We start from the raw sequence: 21,027 nt of genomic DNA on the forward strand, positions 1-21,027 counted from the left end.
ACTCCATGAAAGCCTTTGAAGTCCGCGCTCCGCAGGACTATCGCATCACCGAGATCGAGATGCCCCGGGCCACCGCTGGCGACGTCCTGGTACGCGTGGCCTTCGCCGGCATCTGCGGTTCGGACATGCACATCATCCACGGCGACAACGCCTTCGTGCGCTTTCCGCGCATCACCGGCCATGAGTTCGCCGGCATCGTCGAGGCGGTGGGCGAAGGCGCCGAGGGCGTCGCGGTAGGCGATGCCGTGTGCATCGACCCGGTGATCAGCTGCGGTGAGTGTTACCCCTGTCGTATCGGTCGCCCCAACGTCTGTACCGCTCTGGAGGTGATCGGCGTGCATCGCAACGGCGGCTTCGAAGAACGCGTCAGCGTACCGGCGGGCAACGTGCACCGCCTGCCCGATGGTCTGGGCCTGGACGCGGCGGCGCTGGTCGAGCCCTATTCCATCGCGGCCAACGTGCTCGATCGCATGCAGCCCCACCCTGGCGATCGGCTGCTGATCTTCGGCGCCGGGGTGATCGGCCTGACGATTCTGCAGATGGCGCGCGCTCTGGGTATCGAGGACATCACCGTCAGCGACGTGATCGATGCCCGCCTGGCAACGGCCCGCGAACTCGGTGCCACGCGCACCGTCAATGGCGCCGAAGCGGACCTCGAAGCGCAAATGGCCGAGCTCACCGGTGGCGAAGGCGTGCCGCTGATCGCCGATGCCGCCTGCGTGCCGGCGCTGCTGCCGTCGATGTTGCGCATCGCCTCGCCGGCCGGGCGCATCGGGCTGCTCGGCTTCAGTCCCACACCCAGCGATCTGGCGCAACTGGAGGTGATCAAGAAGGAGCTGACCCTGGTCGGCTCGCGACTCAACAACCGCAAGTTTCCGGAAGTGCTCGAGCTAATGGCGTCCGGCCGCCTCGACCCGCTGGCGCTGGTGAGTCACCGGTTGCCGCTGGACGAGATGCCCGGTGCCATCGACATGCTCGACCACCACCCTGAAAAGGCGCGCAAGGTACTGATTCGTATAGGTACCTGAAGCGCCTGTCATGCCAGCTGCAACAATCCATAACAAGCCAAGTCAGGAGCACTCACATGTTCAAACAGCTCATTACCGCGACCGCCCTCGGGGCAACCCTGTTCGCTAGCCAGTCGCTGCTGGCTGCCGATTACACCCTGCAGTTCGGCCACCTCGCCAACACGGAGAACATCTGGCACTTGGCCGCCGAGAAGTTCAAGGAAGAGGTCGAGGCCAATTCCGACGGGCGCATCGAGGTGGAGGTCTTCCCTAACGAGCAGCTCGGCGCGGAGATGGACGTCATCAACAGCATCCAACTGGGCACCGCCGACATGACCATCACCGGCGAGAGCCTGCAGAACTGGGCGCCCAAAGCGGCGATGATGGCGGTGCCCTATGCCTTCCGCGACTCGGAGCATCTGCACGCCGCGGTGAGCGGCGAGATCGGCGAGGAGATCGAGGCGCAGATCACCGAGAGCGCCAACCTGGTGCCGCTGGCTTGGTTCGAGCGTGGCCCGCGCCACCTGACCTCCAACCGCCCGGTCGAGCATCCCGACGACCTCGATGGACTGCGTCTGCGCGTGCCCAATGTGCCGCTGTTCGTGGATACCTGGGAGGCGCTGGGCGCGCGGCCCACTCCCATGGCGTTCAGCGAGGTGTTCACCGCCCTGCAGCAGAATACCATCGAGGGCCAGGAGAACCCGCTGAGCCTGATCGAGAGCGCCAGTTTCTACGAGGTGCAGGACTACGTGAACCTCACCGGCCATGTGCGCAGCTGGATCTACGTGGTGATCGGCAAGAACCAGCTCGAGGAGATGCCCGAGGAGCTCCAGGAGGTGATCTTCGACGCCGCCAAGACCATGCAGGACTACGAGGCCGAGCTCTTCGCCGAGGACGAGCAGCGCTTGCGCGACGACCTCGCCGAGCGCGGCATGGAGTTCGTCGAGGTCGATACCGAGGCGTTCGTCGAGAAGGCACTGCCCGCCGTGCGCGAGTCGCTCAACGAGGAGCAGCGTGAGCTGCTCGACGCCATCCAGGATCTGTGATCCGCGTTCCGGGCGGGCAATGCCCGCCCGACACCTTATTCATCCGCGGCCGCGTGCCGCCTGAGGTAGCGCTATGTCGTCTCCCGAGCACGAAGCGGATATCGAGCGCCAGGTCATCGAGGAGCTCGACACCCTCTCGAAGGTGCCCCAGTTGGGAGGGGTGCCCGGACGGCTGATCGGCTGGGCCGACCGCCTGTTCATCGGCCTGGCCGTGCTGGCTCTGCTGGGCATCGCCGCGGCCGTGCTGTTGCAGATTGCCGGGCGGCTCTTTCTGCCCTTTTCGCCGGCCTGGACCGAAGAGCTGTCGCGTTACCTCTTCATCTACATGGTGGCGCTGTCCTCCGGGGCGGTCATTCACAGGAACCGTCACGTCAACGTCGAACTCTTCCATCATTGGCTGGGGCCCCGCGGCCGGGCGCTCTACCAGGCCCTGGTGTGTCTGCTGGTCGGCGCTTTTGCCGCCATCGTGCTGCCCTATGCCTGGGTGTACGCCGAGAACGGCGGCTGGCAGACCTCGCCCACTCTGAAAGTGTCGATGTTGTACATCTTCTTCTCCACGGTGGTGCTGTTCGCCCTGGTTCTGGTCTACAGCGCCATCGGATTCGTCGAGGGGCTCGCCGCCCTGTGGTGCAAGCCCCCGGCTGCCGATAGGGAGCCCTCCGCATGGAAGTGACCCTGCTCTTCATGACCTTCCTGGTGCTGCTGCTCGTCGGAGTTCCCATCGCCTTTTCGCTGGGCATCGCCTCGCTGGCCTATCTGCTGCTGGAAGGCATCTCGTTGACCATCGTGCCGCAACGCATGTATGCCGGCATCGACACCTTCGTGCTGCTGTGCATTCCCGGCTTCGTGCTGGCCGGCAATCTGATGAACGTCGGCAACATCACCGAGCACATCGTGCGGTTCTGCAACGCCCTGATGGGCCATATCCGCGGCGGGTTGGGCTTGGCCAACGTGGGCGGCTCGATGATCTTCGGCGGCATTTCGGGTACCGCAGTGGCGGATGCCGCAAGCATCGGTTCGGTAATGATCCCGGGGATGGCCAAATCGGGCTACGACAAGCCGTTCGCCGCAGCAGTGACGGCCGCCTCGTCGACCATCGGGCCGATCATTCCCCCCAGCGTGCCGATGATCATCGCCGGCTCGTTGACCGGGGTCTCGGTGGGGCGGATGTTCCTCGCCGGCGCCGTGCCCGGGTTGCTGCTCGGCGTGGCGCTGATGATCACTGCCTATTTGATCGCCGTGCGCCGCCGCTACCCCAAGGGCGAGCGGGTCCCCCTGCTGCAGTTGCTACGCGAAGCGCGCACCGCCTTCTGGGCGCTGCTGATGACGGGCATCATCCTCTACGGCATCATCGGCGGCTTCTTCACCCCCACCGAGGCCTCCATCGTGGCCAGCCTCTATGCGCTGGTGGTGGGCATGTACGTCTACAAGGGACTCACCTGGCGCAAGCTGCCGGGCATCCTCAGCGACACCGTACTCACCTCCTCGGCGCTGCTGCTGCTGGTCGGCCTGGCCAACCTGTTCGGCTGGATTCTCACCAGCCAACAGATTCCACAGATGGTGGCTGACGTCATCCTGACGATCAGCGATAACCCCATCGTGGTGATCCTGATCCTCAACCTGATCCTGCTGTTCGTGGGCGCGTTCATGGAGACCATCGCCGCGCTGATCATCCTGTTTCCGGCGCTGCTCGGAGTGGCGACCGGGGTGGGTATGGACCCGGTGCATTTCGCGGTGATGGCGGTGCTCAACCTGATGATTGGTCTCACCACGCCACCAGTGGGCGTGTGCCTGTTCGTGGTTTCGGGCATCGGCAACCTGCCGATGCTCACCGTGGCCCGCGCCATCCTGCCGTTTCTGGCGTGCAACCTGGCCGTTCTGCTGTTGGTGGCCTATGTGCCGGCGATTTCGCTGTGGTTGCCTAACCTGATCATGGGGCAATGACTCAAGTCGGCCTGCAAGCGACAAGAACGAGGAGTCTGCAATGAGTGACGTTCAGCGCGTGCCGGCCGCCGAGCCCGCTGGCCGCATCGGCATCGTCCACCTGGGGCTGGGCGCTTTTCACCGCGCTCACCAGGCGGTCTACCTGGAGCGCTATCGCCAGCTCAGCGGTGACAGTGCCTGGGGGGTGAGTGCTGCCAACCTGCGCGGCGGGGTGGCACTGGTCGACGCCCTGCGCGAGGCCGGCCATCGCTACCACGTGGCCGAGTATCGCGACCGTGAGCACCTGACCCTGCGCGAGATCGGGGCGATCGAGGAGACGCACTTCACGGGGCAAGACAACAACGCCGGCAGCGACACCGAGGGGAGCTGGGGGCGCGACCGCGAAGCGCTACTCGTGCGCCTGACTTCGACGGACGTGCGCCTGGTGACCCTCACCGTCACCGAGAAGGGCTATTTTCTCAACCCGGCGACCGGCTCGCTGCTCGGCGAGGATCCGATGGTCGCTGCGGACATCGCCACGCCTCAGGCGCCGTGCACCGCGCCGGGCATCCTGGTCGAGGCGCTGGCGCGGCGTCGCGCCCTCGGCTTGGCACCCTTCACGGTGCTCTCCTGCGACAACATGCCCAACAACGGCCAGCGCACCCGGGCCGCCGTGGTGCAACTGGCGAAGCACCGCGATGCTGCGCTCGCCGACTGGATCGCCCGCACGGTGGCCTTTCCGTGCAGCATGGTCGACCGCATCGTGCCGGCCATGACCGAGGCGGATTTCGCGCGGCTGGCCGAACTCGGGGTCGACGACCCCAGTGCGGTGGTGTGCGAAACCTTCGCCCAGTGGGTGGTGGAGGACGACTTCCCCCAGGGCCGCCCCGACTGGGAGACGGTCGGCGTGGAAATGGTCGACGACGTGGCGCCCTTCGAGACCATGAAGCTGCGTTTGCTCAACGGTAGCCACTCGCTGCTTGCCTATCTGGGAGCGCCGGAGGGCATCGAGACGGTGGTCGACGCCGTGAGTCGCCCCGACCTGAGGGCTCTGCTGCACCGCTACATGCTGGAGGAAGCGGTGCCGACGCTGGCCATGCCCGAGGGTACCGATGTCGCTGCCTACGCCGAGTCGCTGCTGGTGCGTTTCTCCAACGATAGTCTCAAGCATCGCCTGCACCAGATCGCCATGGATGGCAGCCAGAAGCTGCCGCAGCGCTGGTTCGAGGGCGCTCGCCACTGCTACCGGCTGGGCGAGGCCGCGCCCTGCGTGGCCCTGGGCACGGCGGCCTGGATTCGCTACACCGCCGGCCGTGACCGCCAGGGCCAAGCCTACCCAGTGGACGACCCCCTGGCCAGACGCTTCGCTCAGCTTCACGAGCGTCACCACGGCGACGGCCCGGCGCTGGTCGGCGCCTTCCTGGGCATGGACGACATCGTGCCACCGGCGCTGTCGACGGCCCCGGGTTTTGCAGCGGCGGTGACCGAGGCCTATCGTACTCTGATCGAAGAGGGGCTCGACGCCGCCGTGGCGGCGGCGGTGCGGGCCTGATAGAGGAGCCTTTGCATGGAACACACCTGGCGCTGGTTCGGGCCCGCCGACCCCATTCGACTCGACGAGATCCGTCAGACCGGGGCCACCGGCATCGTCACCGCGCTGCACGAGGAGGCCAACGACCGGGCCTGGTCCGTAGCGGCCATCGCCGAACGCAAGGCGCTCATCGAGGCGGCCGGGCTCCGCTGGTCGGTCGTGGAGAGCGTGCCGGTGCCCGAGGCGGTCAAGCAGGGCCGCCCCGAGCGCGACGGCTTGATCGACACCTACTGCCAGACCTTGCGTAATCTGGCGGCCTGCGACATCGACACCGTCTGCTACAACTTCATGCCGGTACTCGACTGGACGCGCACCGACCTGGCCTGGCGTCTGCCCGAGGGCGGGCTGGCGCTGCGCTTCGACCAGACCGCCTTCGCCGCCTTCGACCTCTACCTGCTTGCCCGGCCCGACGCCGCGGCCGAATACAGCGAGGCCGAGCAGGCCGCGGCCCGAGCCTATCTCGACGGCCTCGACGCGGCCGGTCGCGACGCCCTGGTCGACACTCTGATCGCCGGCCTGCCGGGAGCGGAGGAGCACTATACGCTGGCGCAATTCCGCCAGGCCCTGGCCGCCTACGATGGCATCGATGCCGCGCGGCTGCGCGAGAATCTTCGCTATTTCCTGGCAGCGGTGGTGCCGGTGGCCGAGGCGGAGGGCATCCGGCTGGCGATTCATCCCGACGACCCGCCGCGGCCGTTGCTGGGGCTGCCGCGGGTGGTTTCCACCCCCGAGGACGCCCAGTGGCTGCTCGACGCCGTGCCGAGCCTCGCCAACGGCCTGACCCTGTGCACCGGATCCTACGGGGTGCGTGCCGACATCGACCTGGCCGCCATGGCCCGGCGCTTCGGTCCCAAGATCCACTTCGCCCACCTGCGTTCGACGAAGCGCGAGTCACCGGACCCGCACTCCTTTCATGAGGCGCCGCACCTCGATGGCGATGTCGACATGGTGGCCGTGATTGCCGAGCTAGTGGCGGAAGAGCGGCGTCGTGAGCGCGAGGGTGGGCCGCGCCTGCCGCTACGGCCCGACCATGGCCACCATATCCTCGACGACCAGCACCGCGCCACCGCGCCGGGTTACCCGCTCTACGGCCGTCTCAAGGGGCTCGCCGAGCTGCGCGGTGTCGAGCTGGCGGTGCGGCAGTTGACGTGATGGCGAGATGTCAAATCAGGCCGAGGCCGTCAGCAGCATCGTTGGCCACGATAGCCGTATCTCCTGGATTTGTAGAATTACCGCAGCACTTTGGACGCCACGGGGAGGCAGGAGGCCAACACCGGCACCCTTCTCGGCACACCGACCAAAGGTAAGCCGGACGGCCGTGGTCATCGAAGAAGACCTGCTGGCGGAAGCCTTGGGGGCCTTCCAGCTCCACCAGCCGCCCAAGAGCGTCCATATGGTGGTGCCAGTAGAGCCCGTCGGGAAGCTGGGTGGCGACGCGTCGGCCCATCTCGTCGTGCTGGGTGCGGGTGGTCTCACCCAGCGCATTGGTGACGCTGGCCAGGTAGCCGTTTCGGTCATAGGCGTACTCGGTACGCTGCTGGGAGCAGTCGATCTGGGCGGTGACCTGGCCCAGGGCGTTCCACTCGCGCTGGTGGGTGGCCCCGCCCGCATCGGTCATGGTCGTGGGGCGGTCGGGTAGCTGTTCATTCTCGTAGGCGAAGGCGGTGGTACCCTCGGGCCCGGTGACCGCCAGCGGATGGCCGCGCTCGTTGCGCGTGATCTGCCACGTTTGATCGTCAGGGCCCTCGATGCTCACCGGCTGACCGAGCGCATCCCGCTCAATGGCCCAGCGGGTGCCGTCTGGGCCAGTCTGTGCGATCGCTTGGCCGCTGGCGACGATATGCCTAAGTTTGATATGAGTCATAATGAAAGGCGTTTAATGCTACGCTACCGCCAAGGGGAATGGTACGCACCTTACTTGGCGAATAGTGAATGGAGAAGCATCGTTGAACTCAGGAATGCAAGAATATGAGGATTGTTGAGCGTCTTCCTAATTATCACTCTTCTTACCCTTTCCTTTAAAAAAAATCATAAATATGGCTCTGCCAAAAAAACTAACCATCAAGAGAGCAACTCCTATGTTGGAAACCATGTTTGATTTAGGGAAAGTGTCTGCGAAGACCAAAAAAATACCTCCAATTATGATAAAAGAGATATCAATAACAAGTAGCCACTTCATTCCCCCTCCCTTTCATGCACCCAAGTTCTGCAAAACTGAAGCCCACCGGCGGCCCCGACACCGGGCCCAAGGAATGCTTTGGCGGTGCTTAGAGAGTTAGAGGATAAGTCAACATTTCCACCCCCTCCTAAGGGGCCAGAGCCGCCACTAAAAAAAGCTCCTAAGCTATTAGACACGCCGGGGGAAACAGGGTCTGATGAAAGATTTAAAGTACCTGCTCCGCCACCTCCAGCATAAACCCCTACACCTAGTTGCCAACAGACAGTAGTAGAGTTGAAAGTCCCGTTTGGTGCCATTATTTTATTGCGGGAAGTTGAGACTCCTGTTATTCCCCCGAAAGCTTGGCCCGTCAAGCCACCCGAAAGAGATGCCTCCAGCTCGTTTCCTGCTTTTCGAACCATATTCGATTGACTGTAAGGTCCTCCACCTAGCCCATAAGTCCGCTTACTCCCAAACAACCCCAGCGGATCCACCATCCCCGTCGGGTTGGTCACATACCCATACAAATTCGTCCCACCCTGCAACCCAATCGGATCCTGACTGATATACCGCCCCTGCTGCGGGTCGTAGTACCGGTGGCGGTTGTAGTAGAGGCCGCTTTCTTCGTCGTGCCATTGCCCCTGGAAGCGGATCGGCTGGGTGAGGTGGCGCACGGCGCGTTGGTTTTTCACGGCGGCCCAGTCGTCGGGTTCGGCCAACCAGCGGGGTTGGCCGTTGGGGGCGACCAACTGCATCGGCGTGCCCAGGGCGTCGGTGATGTAAGCGCTGAGGATTTGGCCTTGTTGGGTGTCGTCGATGCGCAGCATGGGCACAAAACTGCCCGGCTCATACACCACGGTGGTGCGCTGGTTGTCGGTTTCTTCCCGCACGATGCGATCGCCATCCCAGCCGTAATGGGTGGTGGTCGTGGTGCCGTTGGTATCGCGCACGGTTTTGCTGATGCGTCTTCCCAGGCCGTCGTAACGGTAAGTGGCTTCGCGGGTGTAGCCCAGCTCACTGGCGTGGATCAGGTGCACCAAGCGATTGGCGCCGTCGTAGCCCAGGGTTAAACGTTCGCCGTTGGGCTGTTGGCGTTCGATCAGGTTGCCGGCGCCGTCGTAACGGTAGCGGGTGCCGTTGAGCTGAGTGAGGCGGTTATCCGTCAGCCCTTGCTGCTTGTCTTGCTGTTGCTCTAACCGATTACCCACCGCATCCACGCGATAGCGGTGGGCGTGGTCGCCGTGCTGACTGCCGATCAGGCGCCCGGCGGCGTCGTAGTTGTAGGCGATCACTTTGGAAGCGGGATCACCTTCCAGGCTGCGAAAGCTCATCCGGCCCAGGGCGTCGTATTGATAGCGCTGCTGACTGGTGGTGCCTGGGCTGCGTAGGGTGAGGTGATCCAACTGGCCAAGGTGGGTGTAACCCCGCTCCAACATTAAGGGCTGGTTATGGTCATTGGCACCGGTGCTGAGGCGGCGCTGGGTCTCCCGGTGCAGGGCGTCGGGTTCCAGAGCGATTTCCAGATCCAGGCCGGGGGCACTTAGGCCGTGCAGGTGGCCGCTGCCGTAGGTGTGCCAGTTCAGCGCCGGGAGGTCACCGAACTGACTGGCCTGGGGTGCGCCGGTGGCGGTGAGGCTATGCTGGTGTTGCCAGCTCCAACCGTTGCCGCCTTCTAATCCGGTATGTTGCTGCTGTTCGCCGATCAATCGCTGGGCGTCATCGTAGCGGAACGTGACCTCGCCATGATCGTTGGTGACGCTGACCAGTTGCCCATTGCTGCCCCACTGGTACTGCTCCGTGCTGGCCGGGGCGTGTTCCGTGGCGGGCAGGTGGCGGGCAGTCAGCCGACCGACTTCATCATAGGCGTAACGGGTGGCCAGCGGCTGGCCGTCGGGGCCTGTTCGGTTGGTTTCAGTGCGTTCGATCAGGCGTCCGGCGTCATCGTAGCGGTACTGCTGCTCGCGGCCGTCGGGGCCGGTCTCGCGGGCGAGGCGATCCATGTCGTCATAAGCAAAGCGGTAGACGGCGCCGTTGCCCAGGGTCAGCTCGCTCAAGCGGCCAATGTCGTCGTAAGCGATGAACTGTTGGCTGCCGTCGGCCTCGATGCGCTGCACCGGGCGGCCGTGGTCATCGAAGAAGAACTGCTGCCGAAAGCCTTGGGGGCCTTCCAGCTCCACCAGTCGCCCAAGAGCGTCCATATGGTGGTGCCAGTAGAGCCCGTCGGGAAGCTGGGTGGCGATGCGCCGCCCCATCTTGTCGTGCTGGGTGCGGGTGGTCTCGTTCAGGGCATTGGTGACGCTGGCCAGATAGCCGTTTCGGTCATAGCTATAAGTTGTGCGCTGCTGGGAGCAGTCGATCTGGGCGGTGACCTGGCCCAGGGCGTTCCACTCGCGCTGGTGGGTGGCGCCGCCTGCATCGGTGACGGTGGTAGGGCGGTCGGGTAGCTGTTCATTCTCGTAGGCGAAGGCGGTAGTGCCTTCCGGCCCCGTGACTTCCACTGGAAGCCCCCGTTCGTTGCGCGTGATCTGCCAGCGCTGATCGTCGGGGCCTTCGATGCTCACCGGCTGACCGAGCGCATCCCGCTCGATGGCCCAGCGGGTGCCGTCCGGGCCGGTCTGCGCAATCACCTGGCCGTGGTCGTCGCGCTCGATCAGCGTCTCATGACCCAACGGATCCACCGTCGCGACCTTGAGACCCGCACGATCATAGCGGAACTCGATCCGCGAGCCGTCGGCGCGGGTATGGGCCGTCCAGCGGCGGCCGGGGCCGCTGCCCACGAAGTGGTAGCGCTCCTCCCGGCCCAGGCTGTCGGTGACCCGCGTATGATCCACGTGATAGGTATAAGAACGCGCCAAGCCACCGGCTTCCTGCTGGCCCACCACCCGGCCATCCGGGGCATGGCGATCCCAGGTATAGTGCGCCTCCATCCCACCGGGTACCCGGTGGGCAATCAGCATATGGTCCTGCCACTCGAACTCGCGCACCACTTCGCCGTGGCGGTGGCGTACTGCAATCAAATCCCCGGCGGGGCTATAGGAGTAGCGTACCAACCACTCGTCCGCTGGCTTACCGTCGTGTTCCTGCACCAGCTTGACACCGGTCAGGCGCTGGCCGGTATCGCCCGGCATGGCGGGAAGCAAGCCATCGTAAACCAGCTGGTAGTGGCGCTGGGCGCTGTCGATGACCCGCACCAGCAGACCGCCTTCCCAGCGGTACTGGGTGGTGTAGCCGTTGCGGTCGCGCTCTTCGATCAAGGGCCAGCGGGCGCTATTGTCTGCAGAACTCTCGTCTGGGGTAGCAAACACATAGTCAAGCCCGCTGGCATCGCTAAGCACGATACGCTCAGGATCATTGCGCAATGTCTCATCCAGGGCTTGCCAGCGGCTATCGTCGCGCGGGGCGTTATCTTGTTCAGCGGCGCTGACGCTCGCGCTCCCCCCACGACGGATCCACAGCTGCTCGGTGGGCGAGAAGCGCGTCTGGCCGGGGGCCAGTGCACCAAAGGTAATTTGACGCCCCTGAGCATCGTGAACAATGCAGGCGTCGTCGTTGAGGCTGATGGCCAGGGACTCGCCGGGGAGCGACCAGCCCTGCCCCAGAGCCCCGACCTCGTCGTTACTGGAGAGGTAGCCACGGCTAAACACGAAGGGCCGTGGCGCCGGTAGCGCAAAGTCGGTCTCCGCGGGCAGCAGCTTGGCGCCCAGCAGCGGGTTGACCGGGCTGCCCACCGCGGGTTCGCAGGCGCTGCAGTCATCGGCCAGGCCGTCTTGAATGGCGGGGTCGCTGAGGTCCAGTGGCGTGGCGGCGGCGATATCGCTGCTGAGCAGCGGGGTCTGGTGCGGGGCGAGGGTAACGTCCTCGCTCTCCTCGGGCTCGGCGTCTCCGGGTAAGCGGGGCAGTACCATGGCGTGGCCTTGGCCGCGCCCGGGGCTACCGCCGGAGTTGATCTTGACCTGGGGGCCGACAAGGGTCACCCCGCCCGGGTCGAGCTTGATAAAGCTACCGCCGGCTTTCAGGGTGATCTCGCTACCGGCCTCCAACACGATCTGGCTGCCCGCCTTGTGGTGCAGCTCGCGGCCGGTCTCCACCAGTTGGGACGCGCCGTAGACCTCATGGCGGGTTTGATCGACCTGGAGGTGGTCATCGCCCTTGATCTGGGTGTAGCGCTGGCCGTGTACGGTGAGGTGATCGTCGTTGTGGATCTCACTGAGCCGGTTGCGGTGCAGCTTGAGGTGGCTGTCCCGGCGGATCTCCTCGGTGCGGTCGTTCAGGGTCAGCAGTTCCAGGTCTTTCTGGGCATGCAGCCAGATCTGCTCGTCCCCGGTGGCATCCTCGAAGCGCAGTTCGTTAAAGCCGGCCGATTGATGGCTCTGGGTACGGATCACCGTACGGGTTTTGTGCGCCGGTAGCTCGTAGGGCGGGGTATTCACCGCGTGGTAGGTGCGCCCGGTAATCAGCGGCTGGTCCGGATCGCCCTCCAGGAAGGAGACGATCACCTCATGGCCGATCCGCGGGATCGCCATCATGCCGTAGCCACCGCCGGCCCAGCCCTGGGCCACCCGCACCCAGCAACTGGCGGTCTCGTTGGGCTCGGCGTAGCGGTCCCAGGGGAACTGCACCTTGACCCGGCCGTGTTCGTCGCAGTAGATCTCTTCGCCCTCCGGCCCCACCACGAAGGCCACCTGGGGACCGTCGACGCGGGGTTTGGGCTCGGGTTCGGGCCGCCAGGCGGTGTCGTCCGGGGTCAGCGTCAGGGTGTTGTGGTAGCGGGTCATGCCCGATTGATCACTGGCCGTGATGCCAACCGCATCTTCTTCCAGCGCCTGGGGCTGTTCGCCCTGGTGGACCACCTGGATGACCTGCCAACCGCGATTGAACGCGCCGACGTCGTGGTCGACCAGGGTGAAGCGCGCGCCCGGGGCCAGCTCGGGCAGGTCGCTCTCGCCGGCCAGCGTCAGGGCATCGTGGCGCAGGTGCTCCAGGCGGTGGCGGGTGAAGGCCTGGCCCGAGGCGTCGGCCTTGTAGCGCCCCGGGTAGTCGTAGTGCGCGTAGTCCGCCTTCTGGGCGTGAGTCTCCAGCCCCGGCGCTTCCCTCTCGTGCAACTGGTCGTAGGCCGGCTGCTTGAACGAATAGTCCTTGAGCTGGGCGCGGGCCGGGCGCACCCGGGCGGTCTGGGTCAGCCGGCGCAGGTGGCGCTGCGGCGCGGTGCCGCCAGCACGATGGTGATAGCTCCGCTCGCCGAGGGCGGCGAGCACCTGGGGGGCGTCGGCGAACACCAGCCGGTGGGCGCCGAGATCGGCGTCCTCGAACTCATGGAAGTAGAACAGCCCCTCCTCGGCAGCCAGGCGCTCGAGGAAGGCGAGATCCGTCTCGCGGTACTGCACGCAGTACTCGCGCTCGGCGGGCTCGCGGGTCACCGCGAAGGCCACGTCGCTCAGGCCGCGCTCCTCGCACAGGGTGTTGAGGATGGCCAGCGGCGAGACGCGCTGGAAGATCCGCGAGTTGTGGCGCAGCGAGAGGCGCCACAGCGAGGGGCGGATCACGACCTCGTAGTGGCTGCGCCGATGGCCGCGGTCGCCGCGGCCGAACTCGGCGACGATGCCGTGGACCCGCCGCTGGGCCACGCCGTCCTGCCACAGGGTGAGGCTCGCCGGTCGGTCGAGCAGCGCTTCCGGCGAAAGATCGGCGGCGCGGCTGGCGAAACGCACCCGCAGGTGGAACGGCGCCGACAGCGCCTCGTCATGGGTGAAGTCGATCACCGCCAGGTCGACCTCGCCGGCCCCGGCGAGGCTCAGGGTGAACTGCAGTCCGCTACGGTCGGTCATGGCTTCCTTCCTGGAGGCGGTGTCCGTTCCATGGCCCGCCGGGAGTGACTGACCGACGGCGGGGATAGGTTACGTGAGTGCCTTGCTGAGGCAAGTGATCGGCGGTATGTGTCAGCGATCGCCTACAAAACCGCCAGGAAAATACTGACGCGTCTCGCTGTCCGGGCAGGGGCCCTGGCGACGAAGACGGTGACCGCCGGCGCGAGCATTGGCTAGGGCACCGTCGGTGCGTGAGGCCTCAGCCCTCGATCGGGGCGCGCCAGTCGTCGGAGCCGGAGGTGCCGGCAACGGTGTGCTCCCAATCGATCTTGCGGTACGCCAGGGAGACGTCCATCAGTTGGGTAAACTCAGCGCTGTTGGCATCCTGGGCATGGGGCATGCGCAGGTTGATGTCGACGATGGTGGCGTCGGTCAGCGAGGTGGTGAAGAAGTGCTCCTGCTTGCCCTCGACGGAGGTGCGGTACCACTTCAGCTCGACGTTGGGCAGCATCTCGCCGGAGGCCAGGGCGTTGTACAGCAGCGGCACGGCTTTGTTCAGGGCCACGGTGAAGATGAACGGCTTGTGGGCACGCTGGCCGGAGGGCTGACCGGACTGCGGGTCGGTCGGCACGGTGACGATGTGCTTGAACTCCTGCACCAGCATCTCGTCTTCATGGCCCTCGACATAGATGTTGCCGACGGACTCGGGGGTGAAGGCACCGGCGGTGATGTTGCCCTGGGTCTGGCCTTCGATGCTGATATAACACGGTGTGGGCATGTGTCTGCTCCTTGACGGTGATTGATGATGTCCGGTGGACGCCTTTGAGGCAGCAGGCCGCATGCCAGTCATGGGGAAAGTTTTATATATCAATAGGGTGGAAGTTTTTTTGGGTGCGGTCATGAAATTTTCTTAGGCAACAGGTTGCCCGAGGCCGGCAATTCCTTGCCCGCTGGGCAGAAGATTGCCTAACTGAAATTCATTCCCTTGCAGTGGCTCATGTGCTTCATTGAAGCGTCACGCTCGTTGCGACGGTTGTGATAGCACGTCAGGGCGGGCATGGAGCTGGGGACGCTTCAAAGAAAGAAAGCGAGGCGACCCGGTGGGTCGCCTTGCGTACGTAGGGTGTCGTAACTGAGACCGTGGCAGTGTGTGTCAGCTCTCACGCTTGCCATCCACCAGCCGACTCACACCCAGCGGGTTGCCGTCCTGAAGTGCCTCGGGCAGCAGCCCCTCCGGCAGCGCCTGATAGCACACCGGGCGCAGGAAGCGGTGGATCGCCGCGCTGCCCACCGAGGTGGTGCGTGAGTCTGACGTGGCCGGGTAGGGCCCGCCATGGACCATGGCGTGACACACCTCGACGCCGGTGGGCCAGCCGTTGGCGAGAATTCGCCCTGCCTTGCGCTCGAGGATCGGCAGCAGCGACGTGGCCGTTGGCGTGTCGCCGTCGTCCATCTGCAGGGTGGCGGTGAGCTGGCCTTCCAGGGCCTCGGCCACGCGGCGCATCTCGTCGGCGTCGGCACACTCCACCACCAGGCCGCTGGCGCCGAACACCTCGGCCTGCAGTGCCGTGTCGCTCAGGAAGTCGCTGGCGCTGGCGGCGAACAGTGCCGTCTGGCACTCGTGCGGGCCACTACCCGCCTGGCCACGGGCGATCTCGCGCACCTTGGCGTTGGCAGCCAGCGACTGGACGCCCTCCTGGTAGGCGGCGTGGATGCCCGGGGTGAGCATGGTCTGGGCGGCGCTGCCCTGGACCCCCTCAGCGGCGGCGGCCAGGAAGGCGTCCAGTGCCTCGCCCTTGACGCCGATCACCAGGCCGGGATTGGTGCAGAACTGCCCCGCACCCATGGTCAGCGAGCCGACGAACCCATCGGCGATCGCCTTCCCACGCGCCTGCAGCGCCTCGGGAAGCAGGAACACCGGATTGATGGAGCTCATCTCGGCGTAGACCGGGATCGGCTGGGGACGCGCCTGCGCCGTCCGCTGCAGTGCCAGACCGCCCGAGCGCGAGCCGGTGAAGCCCACCGCCTGGATGCGCGGGTCGGCGACCAGCGCCTGGCCGATCTCGCGTCCGGAACCGAACAGCAGCGAGAACACGCCTTCGGGCAGGTTGCACTTGGCCACCGCCGATTGCACGGCACGCCCCACCAGCTCCGAGGTGCCGGGATGGGCGGAGTGGGCCTTGACGATCACCGGACAGCCGGCGGCCAGCGCCGAGGCGGTGTCGCCGCCGGCCACGCTGAAGGCGAGCGGAAAGTTGGAAGCGCCGAAGACGGCGACGGGGCCGAGTGGAACATGACGCTGGCGCAGGTCGACTCTAGGCATGGGTTCGCGCTCGGGCAGCGCCGGATCGAGGCGCACGTCGAGCCATTCGCCGGCGCGCACCACGGAGGCGAACAGGCGCAGCTGGCCGCAGGTACGGCCGCGCTCGCCCTGGATGCGTGCCTGGGGCAGGCCGGTCTCGGCCATGGCACGCTCGACCAGGGCATCGCCCAGGGCCTCGATCTCGCTGGCCACGGTTTCGAGGAAGGTCGCGCGTTCTTCCAGCGTGGACTCCCGGTAGCTGGCAAAAGCCGTTTCGGCGAGTTCGCAGGCGCGCTCGACCTCGGCGCGGGTGCCGCCCACGTAGGTGGGCTCTAGGGTCTCGCCGGTGGCGGGGTCGACGGCGTTGATGGGCTGGGAGCTGCCGCTGACGGCTTCGCGGCCGATCAGCATCTTGCCTTCCAGGGACATAACGAACTCCTTGCTTGCTGTCAGAGCGATTTGACGGCGATGTCGGGGTTATCCACCTCGAAGCGTAGTGGATTGCGTAGCGGGCGGCCGAACTCGGGAAGGTCGATTTCGAAACGGTCGTCATCGCGCGTCTGGACGCCGTCGGCGAAACTCAACGTTGCCGTGCCGAAGAAGTGTACGTGCACGTCGCCGGGCCGCCGGAAACCTGGGTACTTGAAGTGATGGTGTTCCAGATTGGCCAGGCTGTGTGCCATGTTGGCCTCGCCGGTGAGGAATGGCTTCTCCCACAGCGTCTCTCCATCCCGGACGATGCGGCTTGTCCCTTCCAGATGGTCGGGCAGCTCGCCCACCAGCAACTCCGGGCCGAAGCTGCAGGCACGCAGCTTGGAATGGGCCAGCCACAGGTAGTTGAAGCGCTCGGTCACGTGGTCGGAAAACTCGTTGCCGATGGCATGACCGACACGCCACGGCTGGCCGTCGTCACCGATCACGTAGAGGCCCGCGAGTTCCGGCTCCTCGCCGGCATCCTCGGCGAAATGGGGCACGGGAATCTCGGCCTCGGGCGCGACGACGCAGCTGCCATCGCCCTTGTAGAACCACTCCGGTTGGGCGCCCACCTCGCCCGGGGCTGGCTTGCCGCCCTCGACGCCCAGCTTGAACATGCGCATGGAGTCGGTCAGTTCGGCCTCATCGACCTGGGTCTTGGCGTGCATGGCCGAGCGCGTGTCGGCGCTGCCCAGGTGGGTCAGGCCGGTGCCGGTGACCCGGCAGTGGGCCGGATCGGGGTGGGTCAGTGGCAGCAAGAGGCGTTTTTCATCGATCAGCGCCTGATAGTCGAGGCGGGTCTCGGTCAGGGCTGCTTCCACTGCCTGTGCCAGGGATTGCCCAGCGGCGATGGCCCGGCGGGCCAGCGTGTAGGTGTCGGCGTCGAGCAGGCGGACCTGGTCGACGCGCTCGACCAGGGCGGCATGGATCCGGCCCTGATGCTCGCATTGTATCAATCGCATGGCGGGGTTCCTCGTATTGGGCGTTGTCAGAGTGGCCATATCGTCAGTGGCACTAGGCTTTGTCCGAAAACTGGCTGCGCTCGACCATACGGCGTTAAAAATCGGCTCAAAGTACTCATTTACAGTGCGTAAACTCCGTCTTTTCGCCGATTTTTGCCTTGTCTGGCCTTCGCTCGCCGACTTTTCAGACAACGCCTAGAGCAGCGCCGCCGGCATGCAGAGCGTATCGAGCATGTACGGTAAGGCCGAAAAGCGGAGGCTCGAGTGACCGACCCCGCATGACACCACGCTCTTGAGATGAAAGACTTCAGCAACGAGTCCTGCGTGTTTACCGGATGCGAGCCTGAGCCGCCTCTCTAAGGGTTGCTTTGTGGGGTTTGTCGTTTATATGTTGAACATATGCACGCCATGTTCAACATAGACTTTGGTCGTGCCACTCTTATCGGCGAGGCATAACGTCTCGCCGCATGCAACGAAGGACTTGGCAATGCAGCGCATTCACATCGGTTTGGTCGGGGTGGGCAAGATCGTCCGCGATCAGCACCTGCCGGCTCTGGCCGAAAGCCCCGATTTCCACCTGCTGGCGACGGCGGACCCTAACGCTCGGCACGACGCGGTACCCGGTTACGCCGCTTTGGGCGACATGCTCGAGGCGCATCCCGAGCTGGAAGCGGTGGCCATCTGCACGCCGACGCACCTGCGCTACTCGCAGGCGCGTATCGCCCTCGAGCAGGGCAAGAGCGTGCTGTTGGAGAAGCCGCCGGGCGCGACCTTGAGTGAGGTCGAGGACCTGGTCGAGCTCGCCGAGCGCCAGGGCGGTGCCCTGTTCGCGGCCTGGCATTCGCGCTTCGCCCCGGCCGTGGCTCAGGCCCGCGACTGGCTCGAGGATAAGCGCATTCGGCGTGTCGAGATCGACTGGCGGGAGGACGTGCGGGTCTGGCACCCCGGCCAGGCGTGGATCTGGGAGCCCGCCGGCATGGGCGTGTTCGACCCCGGCATCAATGCGCTGTCGATCGCCACCGAGATCCTGCCGCGCGCTTTTTTCCTGCGCGATGCGCGGCTATGGGTGCCCAGCAATTGCCAGGCGCCCATCGCCGCGGCGCTGACCTTCAGCGATACCGAGGGTACGCCGGTCGTGGCCGACTTCGATTTTCGTCAGCCGGACCCGCCGATCTGGAACATTCATGTCGAGACCGAGGCGGGACGGCTCAGCCTGCTACGGGGAGGCTGTCGGCTGGAGATGGACGGCCGGTGTCTGCTCGATGCCGAAGAGCGTGAGTATCCGGGGCTCTATGCCCGGTTCGCCGAACTGGTCCGGGACGGGCGCAGCGAGGTGGACCTGGCGCCTCTGCGGCATGTGGCGGATGCCAGTTTGGCAGCCAGGCGCGAGCCGACGGAGCCCTTCGCCGAATGAGTCAGGAGAGTCCTCGCTGTCGCTGGCGGGTCACCCGTTCTCGCAGCATGCTCATGAGCGTCGCCGCTCCTGGAGAGGGTCGGCGCCGCCGCAAGCTGACCAGCCCGAACGGCTGCACGCTGAGCCGTTGATGGAAGGGCAGGATGCGAAAGCGTGCCGGGGCGCACAGCAGGTCGGCAACCTGGCGGGTGGTGGCCGTGATCGTGTCCGAGCGATCGATCAGTGCCAGCGCCACCAGGATGTCGGTGGTGTCGACGATCTGCGCCGGGTGCGCTATGCCGTGATAGAGAAACAGTGCGTCGACCCGCTGGCGCATCAGTGCTCCTTGGGGCTGTAGCGCCCACGGGTAGGCGGCCATGGCTTCCAACGTCAACGGATCGGCTCCCGACAGCGGGTGTCCCTCCCGGCACACGAAACAGATTTCCTCCTCGCCGATCTCCTCGAAAACGAACGGATCGCTGGAGAACCCCTCCGGTATTCGGGTGATGGCGAAATCGAGCTCTCCTTCCAGCAGCCTCGGTACCAGCCGCTTGCTGACGTCGACCTCGACGCTGATCTTGAGCCTGGGGTGGGTGCGGTGCACCCGCTCGATGGCGCTGGCCAACAGGGTTACCGCGGGCGCCATCACCGTGCCGATGGCCACCTTGCCAGCATTGCCTTCGAACAAGGCGTTGAGTTCTTCACCGGTGTTGTGCAGCTCCGAGAGCACGGCCTGAGCATGCCGCACCATGACCTCCCCATACCAGTTCGGGACGAGACCGCGTGAATGGCGGTCGAACAGCCTGACGCCCAGTTGGGCTTCGACATCCCCCAGCAGCTTCGAGGCAGCCGGCTGGCTGATGCCCAGCTGTGCAGCCGCACGATGCAGGTTGCGCTGTTCGTCGAGGGCCAGAAAGAGCTGAAGGTGGCGCAACTTTAGTCGTGCCTGGAGGAACCAATCGTCACCCAGCGTGTGCATGTCGCCTCGCTGTTTTTGTTCTCGATATCGTTTTGTGTATCGGTTGATAGCCCGATGCATATTGGTTGGTTATGTCGTGGCTGTCTACTGTAGCGGCTGTATTCGCGACGAATGCGTCGTACCGATAACAACAATGCCAGGATCAAGGAGATCGATCATGCCACTCACGTACGCCTCGATGCGCAGTGCCGGAACGCCCCTGTGGCTCAGCATGGGCGCCGCCATGCTGATGTTCGGCGTGGCTGGCGCCCATGGCGACACCGCAACGGCGTCCGACGGCGCGGCCGAGCGAAGCGTCGATCGGTCGGCGTTCGGCCAGTTGCCCGACGGCCGCCAGGTCGACGTGTATCGTCTTGCCAACGCCAATGGCATCGAGATGCGCGTCATCGGCTATGGCGGCATCATCCTTTCGCTGAAGGCGCCCGATGTTCAGGGCGAATTCGACGATATCGTACTGGGCTTCGATTCGCTGGACGCCTATCTCTCCGATGCCTACCGCCAGGCCAATCCCTACTTCGGCGCCCTGATCGGTCGCTACGGCAATCGCATCGCCGGCGGCCGGTTCTCCCTCGATGGAGAAACCCATTCCCTGGCGACCAACGATGGTGACAATCATCTGCATGGCGGCCAGCGGGGGTTCGACCGAGTGCTGTGGCAGGTCGAACCGTTCGAGAACGACGCAGGAGTCGGCTTGGTCCTGCGCTATACCAGCGAGGATGGCGAGGAAGGCTATCCGGGCAACCTGGAAACGGAGGTGACCTATACCCTCACCGATGCCGACGAGCTGATCGTCGATTACCGGGCGACGACCGACAAGGCGACGCCGGTCAATCTCACCCAGCACAGTTACTTCAATCTCGAAGGCGAAGGCAGCGGCAGCATTCTCGATCACCACCTGACGATCGATGCCGACGCCTTTACCCCGGTGGATGAAGGGCTGATTCCCACCGGCGAAATCCGCTCTGTCGAAGGCACGCCGTTCGACTTTACCCAGCCGACGCCGATCGGCGAGCGCATCGAGCAGGGCAATCGGCAACTGACGTTCGGCAAGGGCTACGACCACAACTTCGTACTCGCCAACGATGGCGCGTCCGTCGACGACCCTGCCTTGGCCGCCAGAGTATGGGAGCCCGATAGCGGGCGCTTGCTGGAGATCGCCACCACCGAGCCCGGCATCCAGTTCTATTCGGGCAATTTCCTCGCTGGCGATCTGACGGGCAAACGAGGGGAAGCCTACGCGCACCGCTCCGGCTTCGCGTTGGAGACCCAACACTTCCCCGACTCGCCCAATCAAGCCGATTTTCCCTCGACGATTCTCGAGCCGGGAGACACCTACCGCTCACGGACGATCTACCGCTTTTCCGCACAGGAAACCCCGGGCTCGTGAC

General features: G+C 65.1%; 14 protein-coding genes and 1 pseudogene. 8 read left to right on the forward strand and 7 right to left on the reverse strand.

Features of this window, described 5'->3' with window-relative positions; all coding sequences use genetic code 11:
• Window positions 1-5 precede the first annotated feature (5 nt).
• From GFD32_RS19375 to uxuA, 6 genes are all read left to right on the forward strand, one after another.
• Complete coding sequence (locus tag GFD32_RS19375) at window positions 6-1,028, forward strand: zinc-binding alcohol dehydrogenase family protein (protein WP_163578221.1); 1,023 nt, start codon at window positions 6-8, stop codon at window positions 1,026-1,028.
• Window positions 1,029-1,084: 56 nt separating this feature from the next.
• A complete protein-coding gene (locus tag GFD32_RS19380) occupies window positions 1,085-2,053 on the forward strand; it encodes a TRAP transporter substrate-binding protein (RefSeq protein ID WP_163578222.1) in 969 nt (322 codons plus the stop codon).
• Window positions 2,054-2,126: 73 nt separating this feature from the next.
• Window positions 2,127-2,726, forward strand: coding sequence for a TRAP transporter small permease (locus GFD32_RS19385; protein ID WP_163578223.1), 600 nt, complete (start codon window positions 2,127-2,129; stop codon window positions 2,724-2,726).
• Window positions 2,717-3,997 (forward strand): TRAP transporter large permease, encoded by a 1,281-nt coding sequence (locus GFD32_RS19390; protein ID WP_163578224.1) that lies wholly within the window; start codon window positions 2,717-2,719, stop codon window positions 3,995-3,997. The genes GFD32_RS19385 and GFD32_RS19390 overlap by 10 nt, the downstream gene beginning before the upstream one ends.
• Window positions 3,998-4,037: 40 nt before the next feature.
• A complete protein-coding gene (locus GFD32_RS19395) occupies window positions 4,038-5,528 on the forward strand; it encodes a mannitol dehydrogenase family protein (RefSeq protein WP_163578225.1) in 1,491 nt (496 codons plus the stop codon).
• Window positions 5,529-5,543: 15 nt separating this feature from the next.
• Complete coding sequence (gene uxuA / locus GFD32_RS19400; RefSeq protein ID WP_163578226.1) at window positions 5,544-6,719, forward strand: mannonate dehydratase; 1,176 nt, start codon at window positions 5,544-5,546, stop codon at window positions 6,717-6,719.
• 10 nt (window positions 6,720-6,729) lie between these two features.
• Here uxuA and GFD32_RS19405 read toward each other — a convergent pair whose 3' ends face one another.
• The 6 genes and pseudogenes from GFD32_RS19405 to araD1 form a co-directional block, all read right to left on the reverse strand.
• Window positions 6,730-7,431 (reverse strand): RHS repeat domain-containing protein, encoded by a 702-nt coding sequence (locus tag GFD32_RS19405; RefSeq protein ID WP_163578227.1) that lies wholly within the window; start codon window positions 7,429-7,431, stop codon window positions 6,730-6,732.
• Between the two features lie 311 nt (window positions 7,432-7,742).
• Entirely contained in the window at window positions 7,743-11,453 is a 3,711-nt protein-coding gene (locus GFD32_RS20025) for an RHS repeat-associated core domain-containing protein (protein WP_240455719.1), read from the reverse strand.
• A gap of 96 nt (window positions 11,454-11,549) precedes the next feature.
• Window positions 11,550-13,550: pseudogene (locus GFD32_RS20030) on the reverse strand (type VI secretion system Vgr family protein); the annotation flags it as partial.
• A 238-nt stretch (window positions 13,551-13,788) separates the two neighbouring features.
• On the reverse strand, window positions 13,789-14,307 hold the full coding sequence (locus GFD32_RS19415; protein WP_163578229.1) for an Hcp family type VI secretion system effector: 519 nt from the start codon (window positions 14,305-14,307) through the stop codon (window positions 13,789-13,791).
• A gap of 375 nt (window positions 14,308-14,682) precedes the next feature.
• Complete coding sequence (locus GFD32_RS19420; RefSeq protein WP_163578230.1) at window positions 14,683-16,260, reverse strand: aldehyde dehydrogenase (NADP(+)); 1,578 nt, start codon at window positions 16,258-16,260, stop codon at window positions 14,683-14,685.
• A 20-nt stretch (window positions 16,261-16,280) separates the two neighbouring features.
• Window positions 16,281-17,267 carry an AraD1 family protein gene (araD1, locus tag GFD32_RS19425; RefSeq protein WP_163578231.1) on the reverse strand — a complete coding sequence of 329 codons (987 nt, stop codon included), beginning with the start codon at window positions 17,265-17,267 and terminating at the stop codon, window positions 16,281-16,283.
• A gap of 487 nt (window positions 17,268-17,754) precedes the next feature.
• Between araD1 and GFD32_RS19430 the strand changes: the two genes are divergently transcribed.
• A complete protein-coding gene (locus GFD32_RS19430) occupies window positions 17,755-18,681 on the forward strand; it encodes a Gfo/Idh/MocA family protein (protein WP_163578232.1) in 927 nt (308 codons plus the stop codon).
• Between the two features lies 1 nt (window position 18,682).
• Here the strand turns inward: GFD32_RS19430 and GFD32_RS19435 are convergent, their stop codons facing one another.
• Window positions 18,683-19,639: a LysR family transcriptional regulator gene (locus tag GFD32_RS19435; protein ID WP_163578233.1), complete on the reverse strand. Its 957-nt coding sequence runs from the start codon at window positions 19,637-19,639 to the stop codon at window positions 18,683-18,685.
• Between the two features lie 157 nt (window positions 19,640-19,796).
• Here GFD32_RS19435 and GFD32_RS19440 point away from each other — a divergent pair, with 157 nt between their 5' ends.
• The gene (locus tag GFD32_RS19440; RefSeq protein WP_205599171.1) at window positions 19,797-21,026 is read left to right on the forward strand and encodes an aldose epimerase family protein; all 1,230 of its coding nucleotides are present in this window, start codon (window positions 19,797-19,799) and stop codon (window positions 21,024-21,026) included.
• Window position 21,027: the final 1 nt, after the last annotated feature.

The sequence above is a fragment of the Halomonas faecis genome (genome assembly GCF_010993975.1).
GTDB classification, from domain to species: Bacteria; Pseudomonadota; Gammaproteobacteria; order Pseudomonadales; family Halomonadaceae; genus Halomonas; species Halomonas faecis.

Coding starts and splice junctions, on each gene's coding strand:
- GFD32_RS19375 (WP_163578221.1), top strand. CDS start 6: ATGAAAGCCTTTGAAGTCCGCGCTCCGCAGGACTATCGCATCACCGAG.
- GFD32_RS19380 (WP_163578222.1), top strand. CDS start 1,085: ATGTTCAAACAGCTCATTACCGCGACCGCCCTCGGGGCAACCCTGTTC.
- GFD32_RS19385 (WP_163578223.1), top strand. CDS start 2,127: ATGTCGTCTCCCGAGCACGAAGCGGATATCGAGCGCCAGGTCATCGAG.
- GFD32_RS19390 (WP_163578224.1), top strand. CDS start 2,717: ATGGAAGTGACCCTGCTCTTCATGACCTTCCTGGTGCTGCTGCTCGTC.
- GFD32_RS19395 (WP_163578225.1), top strand. CDS start 4,038: ATGAGTGACGTTCAGCGCGTGCCGGCCGCCGAGCCCGCTGGCCGCATC.
- uxuA (WP_163578226.1), top strand. CDS start 5,544: ATGGAACACACCTGGCGCTGGTTCGGGCCCGCCGACCCCATTCGACTC.
- GFD32_RS19405 (WP_163578227.1), bottom strand. CDS start 7,431: ATGACTCATATCAAACTTAGGCATATCGTCGCCAGCGGCCAAGCGATC.
- GFD32_RS19415 (WP_163578229.1), bottom strand. CDS start 14,307: ATGCCCACACCGTGTTATATCAGCATCGAAGGCCAGACCCAGGGCAAC.
- GFD32_RS19420 (WP_163578230.1), bottom strand. CDS start 16,260: ATGTCCCTGGAAGGCAAGATGCTGATCGGCCGCGAAGCCGTCAGCGGC.
- araD1 (WP_163578231.1), bottom strand. CDS start 17,267: ATGCGATTGATACAATGCGAGCATCAGGGCCGGATCCATGCCGCCCTG.
- GFD32_RS19430 (WP_163578232.1), top strand. CDS start 17,755: ATGCAGCGCATTCACATCGGTTTGGTCGGGGTGGGCAAGATCGTCCGC.
- GFD32_RS19435 (WP_163578233.1), bottom strand. CDS start 19,639: ATGCACACGCTGGGTGACGATTGGTTCCTCCAGGCACGACTAAAGTTG.
- GFD32_RS19440 (WP_205599171.1), top strand. CDS start 19,797: ATGCCACTCACGTACGCCTCGATGCGCAGTGCCGGAACGCCCCTGTGG.